The sequence below is a fragment of the Palleronia salina genome (assembly GCF_900141995.1).
GTDB lineage: Bacteria > Pseudomonadota > Alphaproteobacteria > Rhodobacterales > Rhodobacteraceae > Palleronia > Palleronia salina.
The window spans coordinates 85,062-100,298 of the sequence record NZ_FQZA01000003.1 but is presented as its reverse complement, the minus strand read 5'-3'; the positions used below and the strand labels follow the sequence as shown (position 1 = coordinate 100,298).

Annotated in this window: 13 protein-coding genes and 1 tRNA gene; 2 read left to right on the top strand and 12 right to left on the bottom strand. The window is 67.3% G+C overall.

The annotated features are described in order from the left end of the window. Positions 1–7 precede the first annotated feature (7 nt). Positions 8–985 (bottom strand): complex I NDUFA9 subunit family protein, encoded by a 978-nt coding sequence (locus BUB76_RS05800; protein WP_073127745.1) that lies wholly within the window; start codon positions 983–985, stop codon positions 8–10. A gap of 137 nt (positions 986–1,122) precedes the next feature. On the opposite strand from BUB76_RS05800, the gene BUB76_RS05795 reads away from it, so the two are divergent. After that, a tRNA-Leu gene (locus BUB76_RS05795) sits at positions 1,123–1,208 on the top strand. A 612-nt stretch (positions 1,209–1,820) separates the two neighbouring features. On the opposite strand, the gene BUB76_RS05790 is transcribed toward BUB76_RS05795, so the two are convergent. Genes BUB76_RS05790 through BUB76_RS05760 form a run of 7 tightly spaced genes read right to left on the bottom strand, consistent with a single transcriptional unit; the run spans position 1,821 to position 9,714 of the window. Continuing rightward, positions 1,821–3,605: an ABC transporter ATP-binding protein gene (locus BUB76_RS05790; protein ID WP_073127743.1), complete on the bottom strand. Its 1,785-nt coding sequence runs from the start codon at positions 3,603–3,605 to the stop codon at positions 1,821–1,823. Beyond that, positions 3,602–4,543 carry an acetamidase/formamidase family protein gene (locus tag BUB76_RS05785; protein WP_073127741.1) on the bottom strand — a complete coding sequence of 314 codons (942 nt, stop codon included), beginning with the start codon at positions 4,541–4,543 and terminating at the stop codon, positions 3,602–3,604. Before BUB76_RS05785 ends, BUB76_RS05790 begins: the two co-directional genes overlap by 4 nt. A 4-nt stretch (positions 4,544–4,547) precedes the next feature. Then, positions 4,548–6,167, bottom strand: coding sequence for an ABC transporter substrate-binding protein (locus BUB76_RS05780; protein WP_073127739.1), 1,620 nt, complete (start codon positions 6,165–6,167; stop codon positions 4,548–4,550). 28 nt (positions 6,168–6,195) lie between these two features. Beyond that, positions 6,196–7,116, bottom strand: coding sequence for an ABC transporter permease (locus tag BUB76_RS05775; protein ID WP_073127736.1), 921 nt, complete (start codon positions 7,114–7,116; stop codon positions 6,196–6,198). Continuing rightward, positions 7,116–8,018, bottom strand: coding sequence for an ABC transporter permease (locus BUB76_RS05770; RefSeq protein WP_084140562.1), 903 nt, complete (start codon positions 8,016–8,018; stop codon positions 7,116–7,118). The genes BUB76_RS05775 and BUB76_RS05770 overlap by 1 nt, the downstream gene beginning before the upstream one ends. Next, the gene (locus BUB76_RS05765) at positions 8,015–8,605 is read right to left on the bottom strand and encodes an ANTAR domain-containing response regulator (RefSeq protein WP_073127734.1); all 591 of its coding nucleotides are present in this window, start codon (positions 8,603–8,605) and stop codon (positions 8,015–8,017) included. The genes BUB76_RS05770 and BUB76_RS05765 overlap by 4 nt, the downstream gene beginning before the upstream one ends. Then, entirely contained in the window at positions 8,602–9,714 is a 1,113-nt protein-coding gene (locus BUB76_RS05760; protein ID WP_073127731.1) for a transporter substrate-binding protein, read from the bottom strand. The genes BUB76_RS05765 and BUB76_RS05760 overlap by 4 nt, the downstream gene beginning before the upstream one ends. A gap of 511 nt (positions 9,715–10,225) precedes the next feature. On the opposite strand from BUB76_RS05760, the gene BUB76_RS05755 reads away from it, so the two are divergent. Beyond that, the gene (locus BUB76_RS05755) at positions 10,226–11,614 is read left to right on the top strand and encodes an NAD-dependent succinate-semialdehyde dehydrogenase (RefSeq protein WP_139250789.1); all 1,389 of its coding nucleotides are present in this window, start codon (positions 10,226–10,228) and stop codon (positions 11,612–11,614) included. Between the two features lie 133 nt (positions 11,615–11,747). On the opposite strand, the gene yghX is transcribed toward BUB76_RS05755, so the two are convergent. From yghX to phnC, 4 genes are all read right to left on the bottom strand, one after another. Then, entirely contained in the window at positions 11,748–12,659 is a 912-nt protein-coding gene (yghX, locus tag BUB76_RS05750; RefSeq protein ID WP_073127727.1) for a YghX family hydrolase, read from the bottom strand. A 105-nt stretch (positions 12,660–12,764) separates the two neighbouring features. After that, the gene (gene phnE / locus BUB76_RS05745) at positions 12,765–13,577 is read right to left on the bottom strand and encodes a phosphonate ABC transporter, permease protein PhnE (protein WP_073127725.1); all 813 of its coding nucleotides are present in this window, start codon (positions 13,575–13,577) and stop codon (positions 12,765–12,767) included. Beyond that, positions 13,574–14,377 carry a phosphonate ABC transporter, permease protein PhnE gene (gene phnE / locus BUB76_RS05740; protein WP_073127723.1) on the bottom strand — a complete coding sequence of 268 codons (804 nt, stop codon included), beginning with the start codon at positions 14,375–14,377 and terminating at the stop codon, positions 13,574–13,576. The genes phnE (BUB76_RS05745) and phnE (BUB76_RS05740) overlap by 4 nt, the downstream gene beginning before the upstream one ends. Beyond that, positions 14,374–15,195, bottom strand: a complete 822-nt coding sequence (gene phnC / locus BUB76_RS05735) for a phosphonate ABC transporter ATP-binding protein (RefSeq protein WP_073127721.1) — start codon at positions 15,193–15,195, stop codon at positions 14,374–14,376. The genes phnE (BUB76_RS05740) and phnC overlap by 4 nt, the downstream gene beginning before the upstream one ends. Positions 15,196–15,237 lie beyond the last annotated feature (42 nt).

Sequence of the window (15,237 nt, the reverse complement as noted above, 5' to 3'; positions counted from 1 at the left end):
CCGCGACTCAGCGCAGGTTGCGCGCGCTTTCCTTGATCGCGGCATACTGGCCCGAGGGACGGAAGCGCCACAGGTAGTCGGGCAGCACCGCCTCGGTCGCCGTGGGCTCGATCCCGAGATCGGCAAAGGTCTTCACCCCCTCGCCCACCACGTTGTCACGGGACAGGTTCTCGACCTGGTCGCGGCTGAGCGGTCCACGGATCAGCCCGAAGCTCATGGTCTTCAGCAGGTCGAACCCGCTGCCCATGATCCGGCCCAGCCACAGCGGGGCCGAGACGACCAGGCGGCGGCGGCGGATCACCGACAGCATCTCGGACATGAGCTCGCGGAAGGTGTTCACGTCCGGCCCGCCCAGCTCGTAGATGCCCGGCTCGGCCTTGCCCAGCAAGGCCAGCTCGGCGGCCTTGGCCACGTCGTCCACGTAGACCGGCTGGAACTTCACCCCGCCGTTCACCAGCGGGACGAAGGGCGACAGGATCGACATGGTGGCGAAGCGGTTGAAGAACTCGTCCTCGGGGCCGAAGATGATCGACGGACGCAGGATCACCGCGCCCGGGAACGCCTCCTGCACAGCCCGCTCGCCGGCGGCCTTGGTGCGGGCGTATTCGCTGGAGCTGTCGCCGTCGGCGCCGATGGCCGAGATCTGGACGAGGCGGCCCACGTTTTCCTCGGCCGACAGGCGCGCGATCCGCGCCGCGCCGTCCTGCTGCAGCGCCGCGAAGGTCTGCTTGCCGCCCTCGGCCAGGATGCCCACGCAGTTCACCACCGCGTCGGCGGCGGCCACGACGGCGCGCACGGAATTGTCGTCGCGGATGTTGCAGAAGACCGGCTCGACCTGGCCGACGACTCCGTACTGGCGGACGAAATGCGCCTCGTGCGGGTGGCGGCAGGCGACTCGGACGCGCCAGCCGAGGCTTGCCATCCGGTGCGCGATGTAGCGTCCGACGAAGCCGGATCCCCCGATGATCGTGACCAGTTTTGCCATGGCGACATTCCTTCGTGGGTGAGCGTCTGAGGGTGTAGGACGCCTGCCCGCACCGCACAAGCCGCAATTCGAAATTGCCCTTCGGTTTGGCGTTGACACCCCCCGCGAGCGGCTTTAGACGGCCCCCCACGACACCGGCCCAGGTGGCGGAATGGTAGACGCGCTAGCTTCAGGTGCTAGTGTCCGTATGGACGTGGAGGTTCGAGTCCTCTCCTGGGCACCACTTCTCCAGACAAGGCATTGGTTTCGCCGCAGCTCATGGCAGCCGCAAGAAGCCTCACCCCCTGTCGGAGACTGTTTCAGCCACGTTCACCGTCGTGAAGAGTGGAAGTCTCCGCTTCAGCCGTCGCATCCCGTGTGATCTGAGACACCACTATACATCCTCTCGTATCGCTTTTTCGCTCCACGCAGGTCCGCTCGGGTCGCCGAAGCTTGGGCAAGTATAGCTTCAGAAAAGGTCGACGCGGCCTCGTGCGATCCGCGGTCGCTGTCCCCGGGGCGGCTCATGCGCTGGCGACCACGGCTCGTGCTGGCCGATGCGGTCAGGCTGGTCCGTCTTGCCCCTCGTCAGGGAAAGCCCGAGCGCGATCTGCAAGGAGCATCCGGATCGTCCCGGCACGAAGCTCGGATTACCTCGATTGCGACCTGGAATGGATGCGCTTTGCGGATATGATCGTTCCCGTCAGAGCGGCCGATCAGGTCGGGACGGCCGGACCCGACTGAATCGTCTACGAAGTGCCGGCCGCGGCCGTGCACGGCGGCACCGACAGGCTCGATCACGTCGAAATACTGCGCTTCGCCGACGTCGACCTGATCCTCTGGGGACGGGTCGCGCTCATGTCTTGGCCATGGCGTCGCGGGCCACGCGATGGCGCCGCGACAGCTCCGTCAGTTCGACCCGCGCGGGCCCCTGGCCGACGGGGAAGATCGGACTGATCTCCTCGACGCCTGACGTCTCTGGAAGGTCGGGCCGCCGCCGGGTCGGATCGGGAACTGGCACAGCCGAGAGAAGGCGCCGGGTGTAGGGGTGGCGCGGGTCGCGCAGGACCGCGTCGCGCGCGCCTTCCTCCATGATCTGGCCAAGCCGCATGACCACGACCCGGTCGGCGACCTGTTCGATCACCGCCATGTCGTGGCTGATGAACAGGTAGGACAGCCCGTCCTGCGCCTGCAGCTCCTGCATGAGGTCCAGCACCTGCGCCTGCACGCTGACATCCAGCGCCGAGACGCTTTCGTCCGCGACGATGACCTTGGGCGACAGGGACAGCGCCCGCGCGATGCAGATCCGCTGCCTCTGCCCGCCCGAGAATTCGTGCGGGTAGCGGCGCAGCATGTCGGGCGACAGGCCCACGCGCTGGAACAGCCATTCGGCGCGGTCAGCCAGTTCGCTGCCGCGGGCCAGGCCGTGCACCACCATCGGCTCGACCACCTGGTCGCCTACCGTCATCCGCGCGTCGAGCGATGCGCCGGGATCCTGGAACACCATCTGGATGTCGCGCAGCACCGGACGCATGGCCGCGCGGGACCGGCCGCGGGTCTGCTGCCCGTCGATGCGAATCGAGCCCTGCCACGGCACCAGCCCCAGCAGCGCCTTGCCGATCGTCGACTTGCCGCAACCCGACTCCCCCACGAGGGCCAGAGTCTCACCCGCGCGGATGTGAAACGACACGCCTTCAACCGCGTGAACCCGGGCGACCGTGCGGTTCAGCACGCCCCCCGCGATGTCGAACCGCACCGAAAGGTCGTCGACTTCGACGATCTTCCTCGAATCCGCGGGCTCGGGCCGATCGGGTGCCGCTCCAAGCCGCGGCACGGCGGCCAGGAGCATGCGGGCGTATTCCGTCCGCGGCGCGGCGAAGAGATCGCGCACCGGGGCGGTTTCCTCCTGCCGGCCCTGCCGCAGAACGATCACGCGGTCGGCCATCTCGGCCACCACGCCCATATCGTGGGTGATCATCAGCACGGCGGTGCCGTGTTCGGCTTGCAGCGTGCGGATGAGGTCGAGAATTTCGGCCTGAACGGTCACGTCCAGCGCGGTGGTCGGCTCGTCGGCGATCAGCACTTCGGGGTCGCAGGCCAGCGCCATGGCGATCATCACCCGCTGACGCATGCCGCCCGACAGCTCGTGGGGGTACTGCGACAAGCGACGCTCGGGTTCGGTCAGCCGGACGTCCCTGAGCAGTTCCAGGGCACGTTTCGGGGCCTGGCTGCGGGACACGGCGCCGTGCTCCAGCAGAACTTCGCAGATCTGGCGCTCCACCGTCATCAGCGGATTGAGCGATGTCATCGGCTCCTGGAAGATCATCGCGACGCGCGCCGACCGGATCTTGCGATACACCCTTTCGCCAAGAGACGTCAGCTCGGTGTCGCCCAGGCGGATCGCGCCGCCGGAGATCCGGGCCATCGGCTTGGGCAGAAGACCCATGATCGCCAAGGCCGTCATCGATTTTCCCGACCCGCTTTCGCCGGCCAGAGCAAGCGTTTCGCCGGCGCGCAGGTCGAACGACAGGCCGTCCAGCACCGTTTTGGCGCCGGCCTCGGTCGCGACCTGAACGCTCAGATCGCGGACGGTCAGGACCGGGCGTGGCTCGCCCGGTCCGGTGTCTTCCGGTGCACTCACTGCAGGACGACGCGGGGGAAATAGAAGGACACGACCCAGTTGGGCATGTCCACGATCTCGGAAATCCGGAGATCCCCCGCGACCGAGCACAGAAGGTAGGCGTCCTCGGCCGAGAAACCGTGCTCCTTGCACAGAAGATCAATCATGCCCGACACGGCGTCCTTGGCACCGGTCATCATGTCCGGACCAATGCCCGTCGTCACGTCGTAGCCCTTGGCATCCAGGTGCCGCGTCACCGGCCCGGGGGTGGTAAACCGCGGAAAGGCCAGCTTTTCCTGCTTGATGAGATCGAGCGTCACCTCGACATCCATCGGGCTTTCGATGGCGGTGCCGCAGACCTCGCCATCGCCCTGCGCGGCGTGGGTGTCACCGATCGAGAAGAGCGCGCCCGCCACCTCGACCGGCAGGTACAGCGTCGTGCCCGCCGCAAGGTCTCGAATGTCGAGATTGCCGCCCATCCGCCGCGGCGGCACGACGGAATGCAGGCCCGGCTCGGCCGGAGCAAGGCCGATGGTGCCGGCGAAGGGCTTGAGCGGCACCTTGGCGATGTCCGAGAACAACGCGGGTGCCAGCGTGTCGGGATCGTAGCTCCAGGTCTTCAGGTGCGGATCCTTGAACTGGTCGGCCAGCAACCCGAAGCCCGGGATGTTCGCCGTCCAGCCGAAGCCGGACGGGTGGAACGCCTCGATCCCGACCTTCAGGATGTCGCCGGGTTCGGCCCCGTCGACGTAGACGGGACCGGTGACCGGGTTGATCTTGCCGAAATCCAGGGTCGGCACGTCGGCCGAGGTGCTGCTTTCGGTGAACTGCCCACCCGAACTGTCGAGGCACTGGAAATGCAGCCTGCTGCCCGGAGCCACCGTCTGGGCGGGCGGGATCGAATGATCCCACCCATGATGGTGATGGCCGTGGATGGTGTAGTCGCAGTTCTTGCACATCGCGTCACTGCGCCCCGGTCGAGTAGATGTAGTCGTAGTTCACCGGGATGTGCACCGGATCCACGAACAGGCTGTCGTCGCCGGTCACGTTGTCGGAATGCAGGGTGAACCGCTGCTCGTTGAAGATCGGCACCCAGGGCGCGTCTTCCATGATGTCGACGTAGATCTGGCGCCAGGCATCCTCGCGCGCGGCCTCGTCACCGACCATGGCGTCGGCCTCGGTGGCGCGGGCGTCGATGTCCTCGTTGCAGTACCACGACCAGTTCCAGCCGCCGGGCGTCGCGCCCGCGCAGCCCAGGATGGGCCCGTAGAAGTTCGAGGGATCGGGGAAGTCCGCGATCCACGCCATGCCGCCGGACCAGATCATCGGCGCTTGGTCCGCCTCGCCGCCCGCGGCGATGACGTTGGCCTGCGCCAGGCTTCGGATCTCGGCCGTGACGCCGATCTCGGCCAGGTCCTGCTGGATGGCCTGCGCGATGCGCGGGTTCGGATCGACGTTCATGACGTAAAGCTCGGTCTCGAAGCCGTCGGGGAAACCGGCATCGGCCAGCATCTGCCGCGCCGCCTCGGGATCGTAGGCGTAACCTTCGTACTCCTCGTCATACCCAGGCATGGTGGGCGGCAGCGGCTGGTTGGCGGGCACGGCGCGGTTGTTGATCATCTGGACGATGCGGTCCTTGTTGATCGCCATGTTCATCGCCTTGCGGACGTCGACATTGTCGAACGGCGCCATCTGCGTGTTCATCGTGATATAGCCGGTCTGGAGCTGACCCCCCTCGACGATCTGGTCCTCGTACTCGGCGTCGTTCACCACCTGGAGGAATTGCGCCGGCGGGATGCCGTCACCCGGGATGTCGGCGTCACCGTTCTGGATCCGCAGCAGCGCGACCGTGGGCTCGAGCCCGATGTTGAAGGTCACGCTGTCGAGCTTCGGAACGCCCGCGCGGTGATAGTCCTCGAACCGCTCGAAGACCAGTTGCTGGCCGGGCGTCCACTCGGCCAGGCGGAACGCGCCCGAGCCCACCGGCTGGCGGCCGAAATCCTCGCCCGCCTCCTCGACGGCCTCCTGCGGGACGATGGACGCGAAGTTCAGCGCCATGACGTGCCGGAACGTGGCATCGGGGCGAGACAGGGTGATCTCGACGGTCTTGTCGTCGATCACCTGCACGCCCGACAGGCCCTCGCCCTCGCCTGCGTTCCAGGTGTCGAAGCCGTCGATCATGCCGAAGAACCCGGCGCCGGGGCTGCGGGTCTCGGGGTTGGTCACGCGCTCCAGCGAATACTTCACATCGTCGGCCACGATCTCGCGGCCGTTGTGGAACATGATGCCGTCCTTCAGGGTGAAGGTGTGCACCAGGCCGTCCTCGCTGACCTCGTAGCTCTCGGCCAGTTCGTTGCGCAGGGTGGTGGTGCCCGGCTCGTAGCCCATCAGCCCGTCGAACAGCGACTTGATCATGGACCAGTTCTGCCAGTCGTAGCCGATCGCGGGGTCGAGCGTGGCGACGTCATCCTGGTAGGTGACCGCCATCGCGCCGCCTTGGGGGGCGTTCTCGTCGACCTGCGCCAGCGCGCCGGTGGCGGTCAGGGCGAGGCCCAGCGCCGAGGAAAGAAGCATGGATTTCATGGTGTTTCTCCTTGTTGGTTTTGCGGTTTCACTTGGTCTTGATGCGGGGGTCGATCAGCGGCGCCACGAAGTCCGCCAGAAGGTTGCCCAGCACGATGGCGGTGGCCGATACCATCGTGACCCCCATGATCACCGGGATGTCGACGCGTTGGATCGCCTGCCAGGCCAACTGGCCGATCCCGGGCCAGCCGAAGACGCTTTCGACGACCACGATGCCGGACATGAACAGCCCGATATCGATGCCGATCATCGCGATGATGGGCAGGATCGCGTTGGGCATGACGTGTCGGGTGACGATGCGCAGCTTCGACAGGCCCTTGGCCCGGGCCGTCCGCACCAGGTCCTGGTTCAGCACCTCGATCATCGAGGATCGCATCATCCGGCTGTACCAGCCCGCCCCCAGCAGCCCGAGCGTCACCGAGGGCAGCACAAGGTGCGCGAAGGTGCCGTAGCCGCCGATGGGGAACCAGCCCAGCTGCACCGCGAACACGTAAAGCAGCAGGATCCCGATCACGAACTGGGGCGCCGATATCGCCACGAAGGATAAGATCATCAGCGTGTGGTCGACGGGCCGGTTGCGGCGCAGGGCCGCGACGACACCGATGGTCAGCCCGATGATCAGCTCGGTCACGATGGCCGACACCATCAGCAGAAGACTTGCGGGCAGGCGCGACGCGATGAGCGACGACACCTCGGCGCGCTGGAGGTAGGACCGCCCCATGTCGCCTTGGAACAGCCCCGTGAGATAGCGCCAGTATTGCGTCACCAGCGGATCGTTCAGCCCCAGTTGGTCGCGGATATTCGCCACCGTTTCCGCGGTGGCCGAGCGTCCCGCGATCTGGCGCGCGGGATCGGCGGGCACGAGGTAGAGCAGCACGAAGGTCACGAAGGTGATCCCGAGCAGGATCAGCGCGCTTTCGAACAGCCGTCGCAGCAGGTAGCCCCACATCAGTGCCGCCCCTTCAACGTCGGGTCGAGGATGTCGCGCAGCGCGTCGCCCACCAGGTTGAACGCCAGCGCCAGGAGCACGATCAGCAGACCGGGAAAGAAGACCAGCCAGGGCGCGGTCGAAAAGTAGGTCTGGTTTTCGAAGATGATGTTGCCCCAGCTGGGCATGGGCGGCTGCACCCCGACGCCCAGGTAGCTCAGGGTCGCTTCCAGCAGGACGGTGGTCGAGATGCCCAAGGTGCCGAACACGATGATCGACGACAGCAGGTGCGGCAGAAGGTGCTTGAAAAGAATGCGGACCGGGCCGGACCCGATGGAGCGTTGCACCTGGATGAACTCGCGCTCGGCCAGGCTGCGCGTCTCGGTATAGATGACCCGGCTCATCTGCACCCAGTTCACCATCGCGATCACCAGCGCGACGATCAGCAGGGATGGCTGGAAAATCGCGGCCAGCACGATGGCCAGCAGAAGCGCCGGAAAGGCCATCATCAGGTCGGTGAACCGCATCAGGATCGCCGCGGTCCAGCCGCCGAAATAGCCCGCCGTGATGCCCACCCCCGCGCCCAGCAGCACCGCGACGCCGTTGGCCAGCACCCCGATGATCAGGGACGTGCGCGTGCCCAGGATCAGCCGCGAGGCCAGGTCGCGTCCAAGCAGGTCGGTGCCCAGCGGGTAATCCCCGCCCGGCGGAAGCGGTCCGCCCATCAGGTCGAGCCCGTCGAAGCTCTGTTCGAACGGGTCGGCCGGCATGATCAGCGGGGCGAAGACGGCCGCGAAGACCATCGCCGCGATGATGAACAGCCCGAAGGCCGCCCGCGGGCGGCGCAAAAGCTGCCGCAGAACGTCGGCAGCACCGCTGCGACGGCGGACGCTGCCGCCCGTGGGCTCGGCCACGGCGCTCATGGTGCGCCGCTCCGGCGCGTTTCGGGCTGCGCCAGCACCCTGCGTGCCGCGTCTTCCAGGGATACCTGGCCGACCATCGCCATCGTGCGCAGCCGCTTGAGCGCCAGCGCCTCGTCACCGCCCTCGGCCATGAGGGCATTCACGGCGCGGATGACGTCCAGCCGACCGGCGCGCTGGAGTGACGTCTCGGCCCGCTCGCGCATCAGGTCCGACCGCCGGGCGAAGGTCGCGTGGGCGATGACCAGCGCTGAGAACAGGTTGCCCAGCGCCGACAGCGGCAGGAAGGCATCCACGTTCTGCCCCAGGGCCCAGCCCAGGCGCCCCGGGCTTTCCGAGCCGACCAGGCCGACCAGCGGGACCGGGGCGGCCCCCGGCGTCCAGGGCAAGGCGCCGTCATGGCCGGTGTCGATATCGACGATGACCATGTCCACGCCTTCCAGATCGTCCACCGTCAGGTCGCGACGCAGCCCCCGCGCCCGGATGCCCAGTCGCGCGCAGCGCTCCACGACGCCGCGGATCGCCTCTTCCGAGCGGTGCAGGACCAGGGCGCCCTGTCCGGCGAAATTGTGCTGGGGGATGTCGGTCACGGCACGATCCTCAGGGCGGGACGCCGCGGCGCGCGGGGTGCGGGCTGGCTCGACAGGTAGGGGTCCGCGGGCACGGGCGCCGCAGCGCGCTCGATTATGCGGAACCGGCCGCCCTCGGCCAATGCCAGCCTCGGGGCGAGCGCGGCGTGACGCATCACCGGGTCGATCCGGATATCGCCCAGCACCGTCGCCCGCGGGGCCGCGCAGGCGGCCTGGAAAACCGCGTGCGGCGCATCGGTCCCGGCCTCGGACGCCGCTGCCGCGAACAGCTCGACCGCCGCGTGGGCGCTGGCCAGGAAGGCCGAAACCTGCCCGTTCGGGGCCCGGTCGCGGGCGACGGCGCGCAGCGTGGCGCTTGCATCCTCGGCGAAGAAACTGCCCACCGAAAGCAGCCCGTCGGCCGCTTCCCCCAGATCGGCCAGGTCGGCCTCGGTCTGGTTGAAGCTGACGAGGTGGCCCGGCCGTCCGCGCCGCGCGGGATCCCGCGCCCCTAGATCCTTCACGAAGCTGACGCTCGACGGACCGATGAGGCTGTTGATGACGCAATCCGGGGACGTGGCGCAGATTTCGTCGACCACGTGCTCGTGCTTGGTCGAGCCAAGCGGCACGAACCGCTCGGCCACCACCTCGATGCCGTGGGCCTGCAGCCGGTCACGTGCCAGCCGCAGCGTCTCCCAGCCCCAGACGTAGTTCGATCCGACGAGGTAGGCGCGCGACATTCCCTGGGTCGCCAGCCAGTCGATGGCCGGCACGACGTGGTGGTTCGGCGCCGCGCCCAGGTAGACGACGTGGTCGTTGCACTCGAACCCCTCGTAGGGGCACGGGTACCACAGCAAGCCGCCCTTCCGTTCCAGAACCGGGATCATGTCCTTCCGGCTCCAGGACGTGATCGCGCCCACCACGTTGCTGACGCCCATGTCCAGCAGCTCGGCCATCTGCGCCTCGTAGACCGCGGGGTCGCCACCCGGGTCTCGGATGACGGGCACGATATCGATCCCGCCCCGGCCGGAAATCTGCGCGATGGCCCCGAGCGCCCCCGCCAGCGCGCTTTGGCCAAGCGCGGCGTAGCTGCCGGTGGTCGAGAAGATCAGACCGAGCTTGTAGGCCACACGCCCTCCAGAAACGAAAAAAGCCCCGCTCCCCCAGGGATCCGGAGGAAGGCGAGGCTCGATTGCCGTGGTCGATCGCAGCGACCCTTTCGTCTCACGCTGCGTGAATCGCCTGCGCTTGTCCAGAACTTCCCGGAGCGGCCCGCGGCGCATGAGGCTTTGCCCGAATTATCGGCAGATCCGATGCATGCTTGGGCAAATGCGACACGATCCGAAAAGATCGTGGCGCCCCATCGGCCGCCAAAGCGACGGCAGTGAAGATTCGTGTCCGCCTCGTCCGATCAGTTGGCGGAACGGTTTAGGCCAGCGATGCGCGCCGGCCAGTGCCGCCCCCCGGCGGCACGTCGCACGGGGCAACAGTAGCCGCCCGATCCCACAACACATTGCAGTCAAAAGGATATTTTCCGGCCGCGACACGCCGAAACGGTCACTTATCGCCGCGTAAATGGAAACTTTCCGGGCGGCACACGTTCCCGACCCCAAGCGACCGCAGACGGAAAGGAAGTCCGTGATGAACCAGATCACCACAGTCAATCCAGCGACCGAAGAACCGATCGAAACCTATGACCTGATGACCGACGACGCCGTGAAGAACGCGGTACAGGCCTGTCACAACGCGTTCCTGCAAGGGCAGCAGAAGCCAGCCGAAGACCGCGCCAAGGTCATCCGCGCCATCGGCGAGGAGCTTCGCGCCAACAAGGACGAATTCGCCCAGCTGATGACCCGCGAGGTCGGCAAGCTCATCGGCGACAGCCAGCAGGAGGTCGAGCTTTGCGCCGCCATCTGCGACTACACCGCCGAGAACGGCCCCGGCGAGCTGGCCGACGAAGAGCGTGACATTCCCGGCGGCACCGGTGTCGTCACCTACGAGCCGATCGGGGTGATCTACGGCATCCAGCCGTGGAACTTCCCCTGCTACCAGGCCGTGCGCTATGCCATCGCCAACCTCATGGCCGGCAACGGCGTGCTTCTGAAGCACGCCGAGAACTGCACCGGGTCGGGCCTGTTCCTGAAACGCGTGTTCGAGGCGGCCGGCCTGCCCAAGGATCTTTTCACCGTCCTGATCATCGACCACGACCAGTCCGACAAGGTGATCGAGAACGATCTCGTCCGCGGCGTAACGCTGACGGGCAGTGATGGCGCGGGCCGCATCGTGGCCGCCAAGGCCGGTGAGAACCTGAAGAAGACCGTGCTCGAGCTGGGGTCGAACGACGCCTACATCGTGCTGGACGACGCCGATCTCGACGTGGCGGTGGACGCCTGCGTCAACGGGCGGCTCTACAACAACGGCCAGACCTGCGTGAACGCCAAGCGCTTCATCGTGACGGCGAAGAACTATGACGCCTTCGTCGAGCGCTATGCCGAGAAGATGAGCGCCATCGAGTTGGGCGACCCCACGGACGAGAACACGAAGCTCGGGCCCATGGCGCGCGACGACCTGCGCGACAAGCTGGCGAGCCAAGTGGACGAAAGCGTCGAGAAGGGCGCGCGCGCCATCGTCGGCGGCTCGGTCCCGGACCGGACGGGCGCCTACTACCCGGCCACCGTCCTCGTCGACGTGAAGCCCGGGCAGCCGGCCTATGACGACGAGTTGTTCGGCCCGGTCGCCTCGGTCATCAAGGCCGAAGACGACGAAGATGCCATGCGGATCGCCAACGACAGCCGCTACGGCCTTGGCGGCGGGATCTTCTCGACCGACGAGGCACGGGCGCGCAAGCTCGCGTCCGAGCGCTTCGACACCGGCATGGTCTCGGTTAACGGGTTCAACATCGCGATCCCGAACATGCCCTTCGGCGGCGTGAAGGACTCGGGCTATGGCCGCGAACACGGCGGCTTCGGCATGAAGGAATTCGTCAATGCCAAGTCGGTCTACGTGATGGACGCGCAAGACGCCGCGTAAGCCGTCTCGAAACGAACGACTGCCCCTTCGGCGCCGCCCCGCCGGCGTCGAGGGGGCGAACCGGCGCGCGCCGCGAAGGCGCCCGCCGTTACCGTGCGACGCGGGGCTCCCGGCTTCCCGTGTGCCGCCCGCCCTACGCCATGTAGGTGCGGAACCACGCGATCATGCGCTCCTCGGCCAACTGCGCGGCACCGGCGTCGTAGCGCGGCGTGGTGTCGTTGTGGAATCCGTGGTTCACGCCGGGATAGATGTGCGCCTCGTAGCGCTTGTCGTTTTCCTCCATCGCCAGCTGGAACGGCGGCCACATGGCGTTGATGCGCCCGTCCAGCGCGGCAAGCTGCACCATCAGCGGCGCCTGGATGTCGGCGACCTGCGCGGCATCCGGAAAAGAGCCGTAGAACGGCACACCCGCCGCCATCTCCGGGTAGGCGACGGCCAGCCGGTTCACCACGCCACCGCCGTAGCAGAAGCCCGTGGCACCGACTTTGCCGTTGGTGCCGTCGAGCGCCTGCAGGTATTCGAACCCCGCGAAGAAGTCGTTCAGCAGCGCCTGCTGGTCGATACTGCGCTGCATCTCGCGCCCCTTGTCGTCGGTGCCGGGATAGCCGCCCAGCGACGACAGGCCATCAGGCCCCATGGCGATGAACCCGGCCTTGGCCAGCCGGCGCACCACGTCGCGGATATAGGGGTTGAGCCCGCGGTTCTCGTGCACGACCAGGACCGCCGCGGGCGGGTTGTCGGGGTCGATCTCGGCCGGGCGCACCAGGTAGGCGGTGATGTCGCCGGTGCCGTTGGGGCTGGAATAGACGATATCCTCGCCGCTGATATCCGGGTCGTCGGTCGCCACCTGCTGCGCCAGCGCGTAGTTCGGCGACAACGTGTTCAGGATGGCCGCGGCGGTCAGCCCGCCCACGGCCCATTTCCCGGCCCGGTCCAGGAACTCGCGCTTCGAGATCTTTCCGTGCGCGTAGTAGTCGTAGAGATCCAGGAGATCCTGGTCGAAATCCGCCGCGGTCAGGCGGCGCTGCGGTGATTGCTCATTCATGGCGAGACTCCCTGCCGAAAACGCAGGACCAGCTTACGCAGAGACACGCGCGGGGCTTCATCGCGTTTTCGTGTGCCGGGCGCGACGATACTGCGCCCGGACACCTCAGATGATCGCGCGCCGCAGCTTGGCCGACACCCATTCGCTGACCACGACGGTGCCCAGGATCAGAAGCAGGATCACCGCGACCTCGTCCCACGACAGGGTGTTGATCGACGCGTTCAGCTTCAGGCCGATGCCGCCCGCGCCGACAAGGCCCAGGATCGTGCTTTCGCGGATGTTGATGTCCCAGCGGAAGACGGAAATGCCCCAGAAGGCCGGCATGATCTGCGGCACGATCCCGTAGGTCAGCACCTGCAGCCCGCCCGCGCCGGTGGCGCGCACGGCCTCGATCTGGCGGCGGTCGGTCTCTTCGATGGCCTCGTAGAGCAGCTTGCCCACGAACCCGATCGAGCGAAGCGCGATCGCCACGATCCCGGCCAGCAGGCCCGGCCCGATGATCGCCACCAGGAGCAGCGCCCAGATCAGCGAATTGATCGACCGCGACGCCACGATGATGAACAGCGCGATGGGCCGCAGGATCGTCGCCGATGGCGTGGTGTTGCGCGCGGCCAGGAATGCCACGGGCACCGCCATGATGACCCCGCCGATCGTGCCGAGCGTGGCGATGTTGATGGTGTCCCACAGCGGCCCCATCAGCTCGGGCAGGTAGCCCCATTCCAGCGGCCACATGCGCGCGCCGATATCGGCGGCCTGCCGCGGCGCGTCGGTCACGAAGGCCCAGATCGTGTTCTCGGTCATCAGCTGCCAGCACCAGACGAACAACGCGACCAGCGCCACCCACCCGGTCCAGATCAGCAGGCGCTTGCGGGGCGTGCGGCGCTGCCAGACGGCGCTGTATGTATCGGTCGTGGTCATTGCAGGAACTTCCGCAGGTAGCTCGACCCGTATTCCGCCACCATGACGATGGCGATGATCAGCAGCAGGATCGCGCCCGCGCTGTCGTATTCATAGCGGTCGATGGCCGTGTTCAGGGTGGCGCCGATCCCGCCCGCGCCGACGATCCCGATCACCGCGCTTTCGCGGAAATTGATATCGAGCCGATAGAGTGACAGGCCGATCAGCCGCGGCATCACCTGCGGCTGGACCGAGTAGTTGACCATCTGCCACCACGATGCGCCGGTGGACCGAACCGCCTCGACCTGGCCCGGCTCGATCTCCTCGATGTCGTCGGCCAGCAGTTTCGCCAGGAAGCCGATGGTGGCGAAGGACAGGGTCAGGAAGCCGGCGAACGGCCCGAAGCCGAACATGGCCACCAGGAAGATCGCGATGATGATCTCCTGCAGGGCGCGGCTGACGGCGATGATGCTGCGGCAGACGAAGTAGATGGGCGCCGGCGCGATGTTCGACGCCGCGCCGATGCCCACCGGCACCGAAAGCAGAACGCCGACCACCGTCGAGGTCAGCGTCATGGTCAGACTTTCCACCAGCCCGCGCGAGATATCGTCCCAGCGGCTGACGAAATCGGGCTGAAGGAACCCGGCGGCGAAACGGCCGCCGCGCTCCAGCCCGGCGGCGACGCGGGCCCAGTCGACCTCGAGCGTGCCGATGGCGACGGCGAGGTAAAGCGCGATGGCGAACTGGATGGCATATCGCAGCCGTGCCGACTTGATCAGCTGCGGCGGGCGGCGCCACGTCGTGGGATAGGACGTGCTCATTGCGCGATGGCCTCGAGCCGGCGCTGCGCGTCGGCCTCGGCCTCGGCCTGGTCGGCATCGCCCTTGCGCATGGCGTTCCAGTCCTCGGCGCCGTAGATCGTGGTCAACGCGTCCTCGGTCAGCTCGGACGGCGCGCCGTCGAACACGATGCGCCCGGCCCGCAGGCCCACGATGCGCTGCATGAACTGCTGCGCCAGCGGCACGTCGTGGATGTTCACGATGGCGGGCAGGCCGCGTTCCTGGCAGATCTCGGTGATCAGCCGCATGATCTGGCGCGAGGTTTTGGGGTCGAGGCTGGCGGTGGGTTCGTCGACCAGCAGCAGCTCGGGCTCCTGCGCCAGCGCGCGGGCGATGCCGACCCGCTGCCGCTGACCGCCCGACAGGGCGTCGGCGCGGCTGTCGGCCTTGTCCATAAGGCCCACGCGGTCCAGCAGCCGGTACGCCTGCTGCACGTCGCGCGCCGGATAGCGGCGCAGAAAGCTGCGCCAGAACGGCACGTAGCCCAGCCGCCCCGACAGCACGTTCTCCATCACCGTCAGCCGCTCGACCAGCGCGTATTCCTGGAAGATCATCCCGATGCGCCGGCGTGCACGGCGCAGGTCGGTCTTGCCCAGCTGCGCCAGGTCCTCGTCGCCCAGCCGCACGGCGCCCGTGGTGGGCTCGACCAGCCTGTTGATGCAGCGGATCAGCGTGGATTTTCCGGCACCGGACGGGCCGATCAGGCCCAGGATCTCGCCCTTGGGCACGGTCAGGGTCACATCGCTCAGGGCCGGGTCGCCCCCGGCATAGCTTTTCGACAGCCCCTCGAGATGAAGCATTCGGACATCCTTCGAATGACGAAACGGGCGGCCGGTGCCGCC

Excerpts from the sequence above, each read along its gene's own strand:
- phnE (WP_073127723.1), bottom strand. The coding sequence starts at position 14,377 with ATGAGCACGTCCTATCCCACGACGTGGCGCCGCCCGCCGCAGCTGATC.
- BUB76_RS05800 (WP_073127745.1), bottom strand. The coding sequence starts at position 985 with ATGGCAAAACTGGTCACGATCATCGGGGGATCCGGCTTCGTCGGACGC.
- phnE (WP_073127725.1), bottom strand. The coding sequence starts at position 13,577 with ATGACCACGACCGATACATACAGCGCCGTCTGGCAGCGCCGCACGCCC.
- BUB76_RS05780 (WP_073127739.1), bottom strand. The coding sequence starts at position 6,167 with ATGAAATCCATGCTTCTTTCCTCGGCGCTGGGCCTCGCCCTGACCGCC.
- phnC (WP_073127721.1), bottom strand. The coding sequence starts at position 15,195 with ATGCTTCATCTCGAGGGGCTGTCGAAAAGCTATGCCGGGGGCGACCCG.
- BUB76_RS05755 (WP_139250789.1), top strand. The coding sequence starts at position 10,226 with ATGAACCAGATCACCACAGTCAATCCAGCGACCGAAGAACCGATCGAA.
- BUB76_RS05775 (WP_073127736.1), bottom strand. The coding sequence starts at position 7,116 with ATGTGGGGCTACCTGCTGCGACGGCTGTTCGAAAGCGCGCTGATCCTG.
- BUB76_RS05770 (WP_084140562.1), bottom strand. The coding sequence starts at position 8,018 with ATGAGCGCCGTGGCCGAGCCCACGGGCGGCAGCGTCCGCCGTCGCAGC.
- BUB76_RS05785 (WP_073127741.1), bottom strand. The coding sequence starts at position 4,543 with ATGTGCAAGAACTGCGACTACACCATCCACGGCCATCACCATCATGGG.
- yghX (WP_073127727.1), bottom strand. The coding sequence starts at position 12,659 with ATGAATGAGCAATCACCGCAGCGCCGCCTGACCGCGGCGGATTTCGAC.